General features: G+C 73.8%; 7 protein-coding genes. 4 read left to right on the top strand and 3 right to left on the bottom strand.

Annotation, left to right across the window (positions count from 1 at the left end; genetic code table 11):
• Positions 1-97 precede the first annotated feature (97 nt).
• The gene (locus ACFYO5_RS16215; RefSeq protein ID WP_388709067.1) at positions 98-2,131 is read left to right on the top strand and encodes an RICIN domain-containing protein; all 2,034 of its coding nucleotides are present in this window, start codon (positions 98-100) and stop codon (positions 2,129-2,131) included.
• 88 nt (positions 2,132-2,219) lie between these two features.
• On the opposite strand, the gene ACFYO5_RS16210 is transcribed toward ACFYO5_RS16215, so the two are convergent.
• Positions 2,220-3,779 carry a CHAD domain-containing protein gene (locus tag ACFYO5_RS16210; RefSeq protein WP_388709065.1) on the bottom strand — a complete coding sequence of 520 codons (1,560 nt, stop codon included), beginning with the start codon at positions 3,777-3,779 and terminating at the stop codon, positions 2,220-2,222.
• Between the two features lie 748 nt (positions 3,780-4,527).
• Between ACFYO5_RS16210 and ACFYO5_RS16205 the strand changes: the two genes are divergently transcribed.
• Positions 4,528-7,074 carry a discoidin domain-containing protein gene (locus tag ACFYO5_RS16205; protein WP_388709063.1) on the top strand — a complete coding sequence of 849 codons (2,547 nt, stop codon included), beginning with the start codon at positions 4,528-4,530 and terminating at the stop codon, positions 7,072-7,074.
• Between the two features lie 87 nt (positions 7,075-7,161).
• Here ACFYO5_RS16205 and ACFYO5_RS16200 read toward each other — a convergent pair whose 3' ends face one another.
• Complete coding sequence (locus ACFYO5_RS16200) at positions 7,162-7,884, bottom strand: FAD binding domain-containing protein (protein WP_356567112.1); 723 nt, start codon at positions 7,882-7,884, stop codon at positions 7,162-7,164.
• 303 nt (positions 7,885-8,187) lie between these two features.
• Between ACFYO5_RS16200 and ACFYO5_RS16195 the strand changes: the two genes are divergently transcribed.
• Positions 8,188-10,158, top strand: coding sequence for a sensor histidine kinase (locus ACFYO5_RS16195; RefSeq protein WP_388709061.1), 1,971 nt, complete (start codon positions 8,188-8,190; stop codon positions 10,156-10,158).
• Positions 10,159-10,466: 308 nt separating this feature from the next.
• Positions 10,467-11,123 carry a response regulator transcription factor gene (locus ACFYO5_RS16190; RefSeq protein WP_356567215.1) on the top strand — a complete coding sequence of 219 codons (657 nt, stop codon included), beginning with the start codon at positions 10,467-10,469 and terminating at the stop codon, positions 11,121-11,123.
• Positions 11,124-11,656: 533 nt separating this feature from the next.
• Here the strand turns inward: ACFYO5_RS16190 and ACFYO5_RS16185 are convergent.
• Positions 11,657-15,031 (bottom strand): pyruvate carboxylase, encoded by a 3,375-nt coding sequence (locus ACFYO5_RS16185; protein WP_388709059.1) that lies wholly within the window; start codon positions 15,029-15,031, stop codon positions 11,657-11,659.
• Positions 15,032-15,072: the final 41 nt, after the last annotated feature.

The following is a 15,072-nucleotide window of genomic DNA, read 5'->3' as shown; positions in this document are numbered from 1 at the left end:
CTCCTCGGCACGCCACGCACCCGTGCCGGGGGCCATCCCCTCCCGCTCCTCGGCGGGAGGGGCCCATGCAGCGACCGCACCGCAGTTGGGAGAACAGATGGCACGCCGTACCCGTACCGGACGGACCCTCGGGGCCGCCGGACTGACCGCGCTGGCCACGGGGGCCGCCCTGCTCGCCGTTCCGGCGCAGGCCGAGGCCGCCGCGTCCGTGACCGTGCAGCCCGACCCGTCGTACCAGCAGGAGAGGTTCGAGGGCTGGGGCACCAGCCTCGTCTGGTTCGCCAACGCGACCGGCGACTACCCGCCGGAGATACGGGAGAAGCTGGCGAAGCTCCTCTTCGGCGACGACGGGCTGGCGCTCAACATCGCCCGGTACAACATCGGCGGCGGCAACGCCCCGGACGTCAAGGACTACCTGCGCGCCGGCGGCGCGGTCGAGGGCTGGTGGAAGGCGCCCGCGGGCACCACCCGCACGGACACCGACTGGTGGAGCGCCGACGACCCGGCCGACTGGAACAAGGACGCCGACGCCAACCAGCGCTGGTGGGTCGACCGGATCAAGAACGACATCGACCACTGGGAGACGTTCAGCAACTCCCCGCCGTGGTTCATGACCGTCAGCGGCTACGTCTCCGGCGGGTTCGACTCCAGCGCCGAGCAGCTCAAGCCCGAGTCCGTCGACGACTTCGCCGCCTATCTGGCGGGTGCGACCAAGCGGCTGGAGAAGGCCGAGGGCATCAAGGTCGACACGATCGACCCGTTCAACGAGCCGAACACCAACTACTGGGGCACCCGTCTCGGTGCGGACGGCCAGCCGGTCGGCGGCCGTCAGGAGGGCGCCCACATCGGCCCCCAGGTCCAGCAGAAGGTCCTCGCCGCCCTGGCCCCGGCGCTGAAGAAGGCGAAGGTCAAGGCGGACATCTCGGCGATGGACGAGACCAACCCGGGCATCTTCGCGACGAACTGGAACTCCTACTCGCAGGCCTCCCGTGACCTCGTCGACCAGATGAACGTCCACACCTACGGCACCGGTCAGCGCACGGCCGTGCGGGACCTGGCCAAGGCGGCCGACAAGCCGCTGTGGATGAGCGAGGTCGAGGGCGACTGGGGCGACGGCCAGAGCTTCACCGACATGCGTCCGGGGCTCGGTCTCGCCCAGCAGATGGTCAACGACCTCCGTGAACTGGAGCCCAGGGCCTGGGTGTTCTGGCAGCCGGTCGAGGACTACGACAACATGAAGCCGGGCGGCGAGTCCGCGAAGGGCGGCAACTGGGGCAGCATCCAGCTCCCGTTCAGCTGCACCTCGAAGGACACGCTCGCGTCCTGCCCGATCCACACCAACACCAAGTTCGACACCGCCCGCAACTTCACGCACTTCATCAAGCCCGGCGACAAGCTGATCAAGGTGGACGACACCTCCAGCGCCGCCGCCGTCACCGCGGACGGCAAGGGCGCCTCGCTCGTCCACGTCAACAGCACGGCCGAGGCCCGCACCGTCACCATCGACCTGTCGAAGTTCCGCAAGGTCGCCAGGAACGCGACCGTGACCCCGGTGGTGACCAGCGCCGACGGCAAGCTCCAGCCGCAGGCGCCGGTGGCGGTCAGCGACCGCAGGGCCACCTTCACCGTGCCCGCCCAGTCGGTGACCTCCTTCGCCGTCAAGGGCGTGTCCGGGGTGGCGAAGGACGCCCCGCTGATCCGCAAGGGCCACACCTACACGCTGACCGGCGTGCAGAGCGGCAAGGCGGTCACCGTGGCCCCGAACGGCACGAGCCTGGTCCTCGGCACCGGCACCGGCGGCACCGCCCAGCAGTGGCGGCTCGACGCCCGGTACGGCGAGACCGGCGCCCGCCAGCGGTACGTGTTCGCCAACCCGGCCGAGGGCAAGCGGCTGGCCGTCCGCGACAACGTCCCCGTGGTCGAGCCCGACACGGGAGAGCGCGACCCGGCGACCGAGTGGGTCATGTCGACCACCGGTGACGGCACCTGGACCCTGGTGAACCCGGCGACCAGCCGGGTCCTGGAGGTCGGCGGCCAGGCGACGAACGAGGGCGCCGCGGTCACGACCTGGCAGCCCAACTCCGGCTCCAACCAGCGCTGGCGGGTCACGGACGTGACCGACGCCTCCTAGCGCTCCGTCCGGCGGTTCCGAAGCCCGCGCCCGCACCGTGTCCGCACGGTGCGGGCGCGGGCCTCTTCGCGCGTCGGCTCCCGGCGGGTCAGGAGCGCAGCGCCTCGCGCAGGCCGCCGCGCGTGGCGGCCCGGCACAACCCCGGCAGCTCCCGTTCGCGGTCGGCGGCCCCGGCCTGCTCCCGGCCGTACAGCAGACCCCAGGTGAATCCGGGTTCGCCGGCCCGGTGGGCCGCGACGGCCTGGCGGCGCAGGGCCTCGCGGGCCACGACGCTGTCGTGGTGATCGCCGAGCGCCGTCTGCACGGCCTTGCCGCGCCTGCCGAGGCGTTTCGCGGGGCCGCCGAGGGCCGGGCGGGCCGCCTCGGCCGCGTAGCGGACGCGTTTGGCCGCCTTGCGGGCCTGGTGGAGGGCGGCGTCGCGCTCGGGGCCGGGAGGCGTCCGCAGGGCGCGCTCGACGCGGCGGGCCAGGCGGTCGTGCTCCTTCACGAGCGCCGCGGGCAGGACCTTGGCCGCCTTCCGGGCGGCCTTCGGGCGCAGCGGCGGATGGCCGGTGAGCCGGTCCAGGGCCTCCAGGAGGGCCACGTAACGGGGGGAGGACAGTGCCGCCAGGGTCCGGTCGCGGGCTTCGGCCGCGCGGGCGGCGTCCCAGGCCTGGAGCCGGGCGGAGACCGGGCCGAGGACCAGTTCGCCGGGCAGGGCGTCGACGCCGCCGCGCAACCGGAGCAGCAGTACCTCGTGGTCGCGTTCGGCGCCCAGTTCGCCGCCGAGCCACTTCAGTTCGGCCCGGACCGGCTCGGTGACCTCGGCGTCGAGGAGGGGGCGGTAGGAGCGCAGGCAGCTGCGCAGTCGGCGGCAGGCGACGCGCATCCCGTGCACCGAGTCCGGCAGGCCCCGCCGTACCGCCGGGTCGAGGTCCACGACGGCTCGGGCCTGTTCGGCCAGGTAGGCCAGCACGTGCTCGCCGGCGGTGCGGGGTGCGGTGCCGGCGGGGGTCCGCGGGGCCGCCACCGTGCCGGGTGCGGTCTCGGTCAGGGCCCGGGCCGCCTTGGACGGGGCCGCCGAGCGGGTGAAGCCCTCCTTGCGGAGCGCCTTCTCCACGCGTCCGAGGACGGTGCGGGCGGTGTCCTCGGCGACCGCTTCGACCTCCAGCTCGGTCCAGTCGGCGTGCCCGCGGTCGCCCCGCAGCGAGTCGGCGCGGACCCGGTCCAGGGTCAGCTCGGCGAGGAGGGCGCCGTCGGCGTCGACCAGTTCGCGCACGGTCCGTTCGGTGCGCAGGCGGACCACCGGTTCGAGGCGGACGCCGCGGGTCCGGGAGAGGACCAGGTCGCGCAGGCTGTCCGGGACGTCGTCCGGGTTGCCGTGATCGTTCGTCCCCAGGGGTGCGCGGATCTCCTCGCGGGTGTCGTCGTCCAGCGGCAGTTTCAGGTGCCAGCCGGCGTCGGGGCCGCCCGTGCGGCGGCGCAGGGTCGCGCGGGCGCCGAGCAGACGCAGGTCGGGGGTGTCGTAGTACACGGCGTCGAGGTCGTGGGCGCCCCCGTCGACGAGTGACCAGCCGGTGCCCGCGCCGGTCAGTGCCGGCAGGCGGGGGATCCCGCCCGATGCCGGCACCTCGTACTTCCGTTCCGTCTCCCGCGTCGACTGGGTCATGGCTAACCGGTTGACCCGATCCGCCGGATCAAACCCCCCGGACACCGTTCCGCGCGGGAACCGGCAGGTCAAGGCCGTCTCGGGAGGGCCGGCCGGGTGCGCTTCTCCGGGGCGCCGTCCGCGTGGACGCCGAGGAGGGGCTGCGCCCGCCGCCGGGCACCCTCCGACAACGACGACGGGGTCCTGCGCACCCTGGTCCGCCTCCTCGACCTGCCGGTCACCGCTGTCCGACCCGCGTCCTCCCGGTGCGCCGGGCGTGGCCGTGTCGTCGGGACCGGGCCGCGGTCGGGGCGCGGCCGGGGCGACCGGCCGGTCCGCGCCCGGCGCGCGGTCGGTGAACGGCTCGGCGGACGCGGCCGTCCGGACGGGGGTCTGCTACGTGACGGGCTGCTGCGTGTGCGTGAGGGGGCGCCGCCGCGCGACGGCGATCCGGCTGCGGGGCTGCGCCTCCGGACGGACGTGCCGATACGGCGTCCCGGACGGCGCGGCCGGCCGCCCTCGGGTGGGCCCCCGGCGTCATCCTCTGAACGCGGCGGTGTCCCCCACGAGTCGGCCGCGGTCACCCCCTGAAAAGTTTCCTGCTTCACGGGGCTTGCCGGACGAGAGAAGTCATCAGTTAAATCAAGTCGTGAACTAAGCGGTGGTGCCACCGCTTTGCTCAGCCCCGGCACCCCCGCACGCCCCCGCGCCCGTGTACTCACCCGCACTCACCCGCACGCATCCGTACTCACCCCCGCAGGGAACCAGCATGAGACTCAGATCCCTGGGTGTCGCGCTCGCCGCCACGGCAGCGTTGCTCACCCTTCCGACGACCCAGCCGTCCGCGGCCGCGGCCGACACCCTCCTGTCCCAGGGCCGGACGGCCACCGCGTCGTCGACCGAGAACGCCGGCACCGCCGCCGCCCTGGCCGTGGACGGGAACACCGGCACCCGTTGGTCCTCCGCCGCCACGGACGCGCAGTGGCTCCAGGTCGACCTGGGCGCCACCGCGACAGTCAACCAGGTGGTGCTCCAGTGGGAGACCGCCTACGGAAAGGACTACCGACTCCAGATCTCCGCGGACGGCAGCGCCTGGACGGACCTGTCCACGGTGACCGGCGGCGACGGCGGCACCGACACCCTCGCCGTGTCCGGCCAGGGCCGCTACGTCCGGATGCAGGGCGTGCACCGCGCCACCGCCTGGGGCTACTCGCTCTGGGAGTTCCAGGTCTACGGCACCTCCGGCGGCACCACACCCACCACCTGTGACACCGCGAACGCCGCGCGCGGCAAGGCCGCCTCGGCCTCCTCGACGGAGAACGCCGGCACCCCCGCCTCCGCCGCGTTCGACGGCGACGACGGCACCCGCTGGTCCAGCCAGGCCTCCGACCCCCAGTGGCTGCGGGTCGACCTGGGCTCGGTACGGGACCTGTGCAAGATCGACCTGAACTGGGAGGCCGCCTACGCGAAGGACTTCCAGATCCAGGCCTCCTCGGACGGACAGACCTGGACCACCCTGCGCGCCGTGACCAACGCGACCGGCGGCCGGGCGAGTTACGACGTCAGCGGCTCCGGCCGCTATGTACGGATCAACGGGACCGCCCGCGCCACCCCGTACGGCTACTCGCTGTGGGAGGTCGCCGTCCACACCGGCACCGGCGGCACGCCCCCGATCGAGGGCGGCGGCGATCTGGGACCCAACGTCATCGTCGTGGACCCCGGCACCCCGAACCTCCAGCAGAAGTTCGACCAGATCTTCGCCCAGCAGGAGTCGAACCAGTTCGGCTCCGGGCGCTACCAGTTCCTGCTGAAGCCGGGCACCTACAACGGGATCAACGCCCAGATCGGCTTCTACACCTCGATCTCCGGGCTCGGTCTCAACCCCGACGACACCCAGATCAACGGTGACGTCACCGTCGACGCGGGCTGGTTCAACGGCAACGCCACCCAGAACTTCTGGCGTTCGGCGGAGAACCTGGCCATCCGCCCGGTCAACGGCACCGACCGGTGGGCGGTGGCGCAGGCCGCGCCGTTCCGCCGGATCCACGTCCAGGGCGGCCTCAACCTCGCGCCCAACGGCTACGGCTGGGCCTCGGGCGGCTACATCGCCGACTCCAAGATCGACGGCACCGTGGGGCCGTACTCCCAGCAGCAGTGGTACACCCGGGACAGCTCCGTCGGCGGCTGGACCAACGGCGTCTGGAACATGACGTTCTCCGGTGTCCAGGGCGCCCCGGCCACCAACTTCGACACCGGCCCGTACACCACGCTGGACACCACCCCGGTCTCCCGCGAGAAGCCGTTCCTGTACCTCGACGGCTCCGACTACAAGGTGTTCGTGCCCGCCAAGCGCACCAACGCGCGCGGGGTGTCCTGGCCGGCCAACGCGGGCGGCACCTCGATCCCGCTGAGCCAGTTCTACGTCGTCAAGCCGGGCGCGACGGCCACCACCATCAACGCGGCGCTCGCCCAGGGCCTGCACCTGCTGTTCACGCCCGGCGTCTACCACCTCGACCGCGCGATCGAGGTCGACCGCGCCAACACGGTCGTGCTGGGGCTCGGTCTGGCCACACTCGTGCCCGACGGCGGCGTGGACGCGATGCACGTGGCCGACGTCGACGGCGTCCGGCTCGCCGGATTCCTCATCGACGCGGGCGCGGTCCGCTCCGACGCGCTGCTGCGGATCGGCCCGGCCGGGTCCGGCGCCGACCACGCGGCCAACCCCACCACCATGCAGGACGTGTTCGTGCGCGTCGGCGGTGCCGGTCCCGGCCTGGCGACCGACTCGGTGGTGGTCAACAGTGACGACGTGGTCATCGACCACACCTGGATCTGGCGCGCCGACCACGGGGAGGGCGTCGGCTGGGAGACCAACCGCGCCGACTACGGTCTGCGGGTCAACGGCGACGACGTCCTCGCCACCGGTCTGTTCGTGGAGCACTTCAACAAGTACGACGTCGTGTGGAGCGGCGAACGCGGGCGGACGATCTTCTTCCAGAACGAGAAGGCCTACGACGTCCCGAACCCGGCCGCCGTCACCCATGACGGCATCGTCGGATACGCGGCCTACAAGGTGGCCGACACGGTGAACGTGCACGAGGCCTGGGGGCTGGGGAGTTACTGCAACTTCACGTCCGACCCCTCGATCGTGCAGCACCACGGCTTCCAGGTCCCGGTGAAACCGGGAGTGCGGCTGCACAGCCTCCAGGTGATCTCGCTGGGCGGCAAGGGACAGTACGCGCACGTCGTCAACGACACGGGTGCGCCGACCTCGGGGACGGACACCGTCCCGTCCAAGATCACCCAGTTCCCGTGAGGTAGCGCGGGACCGCATGCCGGTACGGCGGCGAGTCAGCCGTACCGGCGGGTCCGGCCGGGGGCCCCAGGGCGACGGGGCCCCCGGTCAGTCCTCGGCGCAGCGGGCCAGGACCTCCACGACCTGCCGGCGGACGACCTCACGGCCCTCCGCGGGCAGGGCGCCGAACTCCGTGCGGTGAAGGGCGTGCAGCGCCTCGTCGGGGCCGGCCTCGCACGGGACGCCCTCGCTGAGCACCTCGTAGCCGTCGCGGGCGGCGACCCGCAGGAGCCGGCGGCCGTCGCCGTCGGCGTGGACGGCGGTCGCCACCACGAAGGGCGGCGGACCTCCCGCGTCCGCGGGAGTCTTGTGGTAGCCGCTCACGACGGGCTCGCGCCAGCGCAGCCCGAGCATGAGGTGGCGTTTGGCCACGACCTCGGCGACATCGGTCTCGTACACCCGGTCGGGTTCGAGCACCGTGGCCCGCGCGTCGAGCACCAGGACGGCGGGCAGCAGACAGCGCAGGGTGCTGCCGACGATGTTGCCGCCGACGGTGGCGGTCCTGCGCACGGCCCCGGTGCCGACGGTGGAGGCCGCCCGGCGCAGCACCCGCGGCACCTCCCCGTCGATGCGGTGCAGCACCACGGCCGCGCCCAGCGCCTCGCGCCCGACCGCGTTGGCCGCGGGCAAGTCGCGCAGCGACATGGCCAGTTCGGGGAATCCGTCCCGCTGCCAGGTGGCCCACACCAGGGTGGCCCCGCCTATCGGCACGGCACCCTCGGCGAGGCATTCCTGCGCTTCGGACACGGAGGTGGGGAGACGCAACAACACGGCGACCGACCTGCCTTCCCGGGGAAGTGGGCGATGCGGACCGACGCCTCCGCCATGTGGTCACTCTGGCAGAGCGCATTCTGCCCACGCCCGAGGGGGCGCGTACAGGGCTCACCGGGGCGCGGTGTGCGCCCCTCGTGTGGGTGGCGGCCCAGGGTGATGTGCTGGTGGCTCCTGCCCGTGGACACCCGCCGTGGATCCCGGCCCGTCGCGGGCGCGGCGCCTCCACCCCGAGGCGGAGACCGGTCTCGTGCCGGGGCCGGGTGAGGGTGCGGTCGTGCCACGTCCTACGCTCGTGGCGACATGGAGACGTTACGCGACCGGCTGCTCCCCGCCCTGCTGGCGGCCGGACAGACCGGCTGGCTGTGCGGCGGCGCGGAGATGGCCGGCGAGGAGGTGCCCGGGGCGCCTCGGCTCGCCGCCGTCCTGGTCGCCCTGGCCGTGGAGACGGTCGTGCTGGGCCGTCGACGGCAGGCGCCGGTCCGGACCCTGGCCTGGACGCTGGGCACGCTCCTGCTCGGTCAGGGGGCCTGGCCGGACGGCTACTTCGGTATCGGCGCGCTGGTCTCGCTGTACTCGGTCGCCGTGCGCCGGCCCGTGCCCGTGACCCTCCGCGCGGTCGCGGCGGTCGTCGGCGTCGAGTGGCTGCTGTCCCTCGCCCATGTCGGGCTGCGGCCCGCGCTCGCCTCGGAATGGGCGCTCGGCGCGCTGGTGCACGTGGTGTGCGCGGGGCTCGGCGAGGGCCGACGGCAGTGGCTGAGGGGGAGGTCGGCCGCGGCCCGTCGGCTGGCCGGCGCGGAGGAGACGCGGCGGCGGGCGGCCGACACCGAACGGCACCGGCTGGCCCGCGAGTTGCACGACGTGACCGCCCACCATCTGACGTCCGTCGTCATCACCGCCGACGCGGCCCGCCGGCTGGGCGACTCCCGACCCGAGTTGACGGCGGAGGCGTTGTCCTTCGCCGAACGCACCGGCACCGAGACACTGACCGCCCTGCGCCGCCTGGTCGGCCTGATGCGGGACGTCGACGGCGCCGACGCGGGCCCGATGACCGCGCGCATCGAGGAACTCATCGCCGGGTTCGGCCGGTTGGGACGGCCGATCGAGGCCGAACTCCCCGCGGACCTGGCCGGCCCCGCGGCGGAGGCCGTCCACGGCATCGTCCGTGAGGCGCTCACCAACACCCTTCGGTACGCGCCGGGTTGCGCCGTGCGGGTGAGCGTCCGGCGCGGGGCCGGCGTCCTGGAGCTGACCGTGGACAACGCCCCGCCGCGCGGCACCGCGACGTCCGGCGCGGGCGGCCTCGGGTCGGGCCGCGGGCTGGCGGGGATGCGGGAGCGGGCGGCGGTCGTCGGCGGGGAGGCGACGGCGGGACCCCGGCCGGACGGCGGCTGGCGGGTCCGGGCCACGCTGCCCGACGTCACCGGTCCCTGGGGCCCGCCCGACGGGACGGAGCGGGCGGACCTGTTGCGGGAGCAGCGGCTGGCCGATCCGGCCCTGGTGTTCGCCGCCGCGGTGCTGCCCCTGACGTTCGCGCTCGCCGTCGCGGAGGACTGGACGGCCGCGGACCTGCGCGGCGCGCTGCCCGGACTGCTCGTCCTGGCCGTGCTGCAGACCGTCCACGCACTGCCGCTGCTGTGGCGCCGACGCGCCCCGTGGGCGGCTCTGCTCGGCGTGCTGGCCACGTCGTGGCTGTGGCCGACGGCGGTCGCCGTGGCCGCGGTCCCGGAGCAGGTCTCCCGGTTCTTCGACGTCGGAGCCCTCGCGGAGCTGCTGGCCGTGTACGCGATCGGGGTCTACGGCGGTGGCGCCGACCGTACCTGGCCGGCCTGGGGCGCGTCGGCGGTGTCGCTCTCCTCGGTGCTGGTCGCGACGGCCGCCGCGGAGGGGAAGCTGACGACGCTGGGCTCGGCACGGCTCACCGCCGTGGTGGTGTTCGTCCCGCTGGCCGTCATGACGGCCGGGGTGTTCGCCGCCCTGTGGGGTGCCGGGCTGGCCGTGCGCCGCCGGCGCCTGCGGATCCTGGCCGTGGACGACCACGAACTCAGCGCGTCGCTGTGGCACGCGGAGCGGGCGGCGGACGCCGAACGGTGGCGGCTGGCGGCGAAGTTGCGCGACGCGGTGCTGGAGCACACGTCCACGCTGGTCGAACGGGCCCGGCAGGCGCGCCTGGAGGACGTGGCGGCGGAGGCCCGGTCGGCGCTGGCGGCCATGCGAGAACTGCTGCACGGGCTGAGCACGTCGGAGCAACGGGGCGGCGGGGACCGGGGATGACGCCACGGGCCGCCCGCGACACGGAGGACGCCGGGCCTCGTCGGACGGCCGTCTCCCCCGCGGCCCGGTGTCCGCCCCTGGTGCGATCGCCTCGGGCCGCACCGGGCCGGCGGCGCTCGGCGTCCTGGCCGTCGTGGCCGTCGTCTTCTTGGTGGCCGTCGTCTTCTCGCGCGCCCGTGACCTCCGAGGCGCCGGACGCCGGGACGCCGGGGCGCGCTTCCCTCGAACGGCCGGGTATCGTACGGGTTCGTTGTCGGTCCGGTCGTCTCCGGACCCCGTTCAGGAGGTGTCCCGTCGTCACGCGTGTGATGGTCGTCGACGACCAGGCCATCGTCCGTGCCGGATTCGCCGCCATCGTGGACGCCGAGCCCGATCTCACCGTGGTCGCCGAGGCCGGTGACGGCGCGTCGGCCGTGGCGCTGGCCGCCGCCGAGCGACCGGACCTGGTGCTGATGGACATCCGCATGCCCGGCATGGACGGCCTCACCGCGACCCGTCTCGTCACCGCGGCGCCGAACGCCCCGCGGGTGCTGGTGCTGACCACCTTCGACCTGGACGCCTACGTCTACGAGGCGTTGCGCGCCGGGGCTTCGGGGTTCCTTCTCAAGGACGCCCACCCCGAGGAGCTGCTGTCCGCGATCCGGGTCGTGGCCGCCGGGGAGGGCATCCTGGCCCCGACCGTGACCCGCCGCCTCATCGACACCTTCGCGCAGGGCGCCCCGCAGCCGCCCTCCGTCACCGGCGCCCTGTCCACCCTCACGCCCCGCGAGAAGGAGGTCCTGCTGCACATCGCGGCGGGACTGGCCAACGCCGAGATCGGGGCCGCGCTCGGCGTGACCACGGGCACGGTGAAGACCCATGTGAACGCCCTGCTGTCCAAGCTGGGGCTCCGCGACCGCGTGCAGGCCACGATCCTGGCGTACGAGAGCGGGCTGGTCCGACCGGGCGGCACCTCCGACGCGTAGGCCTGTGGGTGTCTCCCCTTGAGGCGGGCGCCCCCGACGACGCCGCGGTCCCGCGACCGGACGAGCGACGCGGCGCCGAGACCCCCGCCGGCCGGCCCCTGACCCGCCCGACATGACCCGGTCTCGCACCCTTGTTGCGGCGCTACCCGCGAATCTCGCCGTGTGGGACCTCCTCCAGCACTCCGGGCGCGGAGACGTCCGATCACGGCCATACCTGGTACGGCAGGCGCTGCTCCTGGACGTCCGGCGCTCACGTGGGCAAGGGGGGTTGGGTGTACTCGCGCCACCTCGCAGGCGGCGCGGCCACCCGGGACCTGGCCGGGGTGAGCGAGAGCAAGGTCGCCGTGGTCCACGGTGGCCCACCGCACCCTCTGTCCGGGCCGATGACGTCCCCGGCCGCACCAGCGGCGGGAGCCGTTCGCCGTGCGGGTACCGGGCTCGACGGCCGGGAGAACGGCGGCGCGGCCGCCGGGGAGTGACCGACCGCGTGACCGTACGGCCGGGGCGGGCGGACCGTGCCCGCCCCGGCCGGCTCAGCCCACCTCGACGAGCAGGTCGCCGCCCTCCACCTGCTGGATCCGGTTGATGGCCAGCCGGTTGACCCGGCCGCCCCGCGGGGCGGTGATGGTGGCCTCCATCTTCATCGCCTCGATGGTGGCGACCGTGGCGCCGGCCTCCACCTCGTCGCCCTCGGCGACCGCCAGCGTGACCACGCCCGCGAACGGCGCCGCGATCTGGCCGGGCTGGGACCGGTCGGCTTTCTCGGTGACCGGGAGGTCGGAGGCGACCGCCTGGTCACGGACCTGAATGGGCCTGAGCTGCCCGTTCAGGGAGGACATCACGGTGCGCATGCCGCGTTCGTCGGCCTCGCCCACGGCCTGCAGCTCGATCAGCAGCCGCACCCCGGGCTCCAGGTCGACGGCGTACTCCTTGCCCGGACGCAGTCCGTAGAAGAAGTCCTTGCTGTCCAGGACGCTGGTGTCGCCGTAGGCCTGGCGGTGGGTGTCGAAGTCGCGGGTGGGGCCGGGGAACAGCAGCCGGTTGAGGGTGGCGCGGCGGTCCTTCTCCAGGCCCTCCCGGTCCTCGGTGGTCAGTTCGGTGACGGGCTTGGCCCCGGCCCGGCCCCGGAGGGCCTTGGTGCGGAACGGCTCGGGCCAGCCGCCGGGCGGGGTGCCGAGTTCGCCGCGCAGGAAGCCGATGACGGAGTCGGGGATGTCGTAGGAGTCGGGGTTCGCCTCGAAGTCCGCCGGGTCCACGCCCGCACCGACCAGATGCAGGGCGAGGTCGCCCACCACCTTGGACGACGGGGTGACCTTCACCAGGTGGCCGAGGATGCGGTCGGCGGCGGCGTACATCGCCTCGATGTCCTCGAAGCGGTCGCCGAGGCCGAGCGCGACGGCCTGGGTGCGCAGGTTGGACAGCTGCCCGCCGGGGATCTCGTGGTGGTAGACGCGGCCGGTGGGCGAGGCGAGGCCCGCCTCGAAGGGGGCGTAGATGCGGCGGACGCCCTCCCAGTACGGCTCCAGGTCGCCGACGGCCTGGAGGCCGAGGCCGGTGGGGCGGTCGGAGTGGTCGGTGGCGGCGACGAGCGCCGACAGCGACGGCTGGGAGGTCGTCCCGGCCATGGAGGCGACGGCCCCGTCGACGGCGTCGACGCCGGCCTGGATCGCGGCGAGGTAGGTGGCGAGCTGGCCGCCCGCGGTGTCGTGGGTGTGCAGGTGCACCGGCAGCCCGAACTCGCGGCGCAACGCGGAGACGAGGGTGGCGGCGGCCGGCGCGCGCAACAGGCCCGCCATGTCCTTGACGGCCAGGACGTGGGCGCCGGCCTCGACGATCTGCTCGGCGAGGCGCAGGTAGTAGTCGAGGGTGTAGAGGCGTTCGCCCGGGTCGGACAGGTCGGAGGTGTAGCAGAGGGCGACCTCGGCGATCGCCGTCCCGGTGGCGCGTACGGCGTCGATGGCGGGGCGCATCTGGCCGACGTCGTTGAGGGCGTCGAAGATGCGGAAGATGTCGATGCCGGTGGCGGCGGCCTCCTGCACGAAGGCGTCGGTGACCTCGGTCGGATAGGGGGTGTAGCCGACGGTGTTGCGGCCGCGCAGCAGCATCTGGAGGCAGATGTTGGGGACGGCCTCGCGCAGGGCGGCCAGCCGCTCCCAGGGGTCCTCGGCGAGGAAGCGGAGGGCCACGTCGTAGGTGGCGCCGCCCCAGCACTCCAGGGAGAGCAGTCCGGGCAGGGTGTGGGCGACGGCCGGGGCGGCGGCGAGGAGGTCCTTGGTGCGCACGCGGGTGGCGAGGAGCGACTGGTGCGCGTCGCGGAAGGTGGTGTCGGTGACGCCGAGCGTCGGTGAGGCGCGCAGCCACTGGGCGAAGCCCTCGGGGCCGAGGTCGGTGAGCCGCTGCCGGGAGCCGGCGGGCGGCTCGGCGGCGGGCAGCGGGGGCAGCTTGGTGACGGGGTCGATCAGTGCGGGGCGCTCGCCGTGCGGCTTGTTCACGGTGACGTCGGCGAGGTAGGTGAGCAGCTTGGTGCCGCGGTCGGCGGAGTGGCGGGCGGTGAGCAGGTGCGGGCGCTCCTCGATGAACGAGGTGGTGACCCGCCCGGCCTGGAAGTCGGGGTCGTCAAGGACGGCCTGGAGGAAGGGGATGTTGGTGGCCACGCCGCGGATGCGGAACTCGGCGACGGCCCGCCGGGCCCGGTTGATGGCGGTGGGGAAGTCCCGGCCACGGCAGGAGAGTTTGACCAGCATCGAGTCGAAGTGCGCGCTGATCTCCGTACCGGCGTGGGTGGTTCCGCCGTCGAGGCGGATGCCGGAGCCGCCCGGCGAGCGGTAGGCACTGATGCGGCCGGTGTCGGGGCGGAAGCCGTTCGCGGGGTCCTCGGTGGTGATCCGGCACTGGAGGGCCGCGCCGCGCAGCGTCACCGTGTCCTGCGACAGGCCGAGGTCGGCGAGGGTCTGGCCGGCGGCGATGCGCAGCTGGGCCTGGACGAGGTCGACGTCGGTGACCTCCTCGGTGACCGTGTGCTCGACCTGGATGCGCGGGTTCATCTCGATGAAGACGTGGTTGCCGTCGCGGTCGAGGAGGAACTCGACGGTGCCGGCGTTGCGGTAACCGATCTCGCGGGCGAAGCGGACGGCGTCGGCGCAGATCCGGTCGCGCAGCTCCGGGGCCAGGTTCGGGGCGGGCGCCAGTTCGATGACCTTCTGGTGGCGGCGCTGGACCGAACAGTCGCGTTCGAAGAGGTGCATGACGTTGCCCTCGCCGTCGGCGAGGATCTGCACCTCGATGTGGCGGGGGTCGACGACGGCCTTCTCCAGGAAGACGGTGGGGTCGCCGAACGCGGACGCCGCCTCGCGGGACGCGGCCTCGATGGACTCGCGCAGCTGGGCGGGGTCCTGGACGCGCCGCATGCCGCGTCCGCCGCCGCCGGCCACCGCCTTGACGAAGACGGGGAAGCCGACGGTGTCGGCGGCGCGGACCAGTTCGTCGATGTCGTTGGAGGGCTCGGAGGAGCCGAGGACGGGTACGCCGGCGGCGCGAGCGGCGGCGACGGCGCGGGCCTTGTTCCCGGTCAGCTCCAGGGTGCGGGCGTCGGGCCCCACGAAGGTGATGCCCGCCTCCTCGCAGGCGCGGGCCAGTTCGGGGTTCTCGGAGAGGAAGCCGTAACCGGGGTAGACGGCGTCCGCGCCCGCCCGGCGTGCCGCGCCGACGATCTCCTCCACGGACAGGTAGGCCCGGACCGGATGCCCCGGCTCCCCGATCTCGTAGGCCTCGTCGGCCTTCAGCCGGTGCAGTGAGTTGCGGTCCTCGTGCGGGAACACCGCGACGGTGCGCGCGCCCAGCTCGTAGCCGGCGCGGAACGCCCGGATCGCGATCTCACCACGGTTGGCGACCAGCACCTTGCGGAACATCCTGGATCCCTTCAGCCTGCCGGTGACGGGACCATGGTGTC

It is taken from the genome of Streptomyces sp. NPDC006259 (genome assembly GCF_042870975.1).
Lineage (GTDB): Bacteria > Actinomycetota > Actinomycetes > Streptomycetales > Streptomycetaceae > Streptomyces.
Note: the sequence above shows the minus strand (reverse complement) of the source record. Positions and strands in the feature narration are given on the sequence as shown.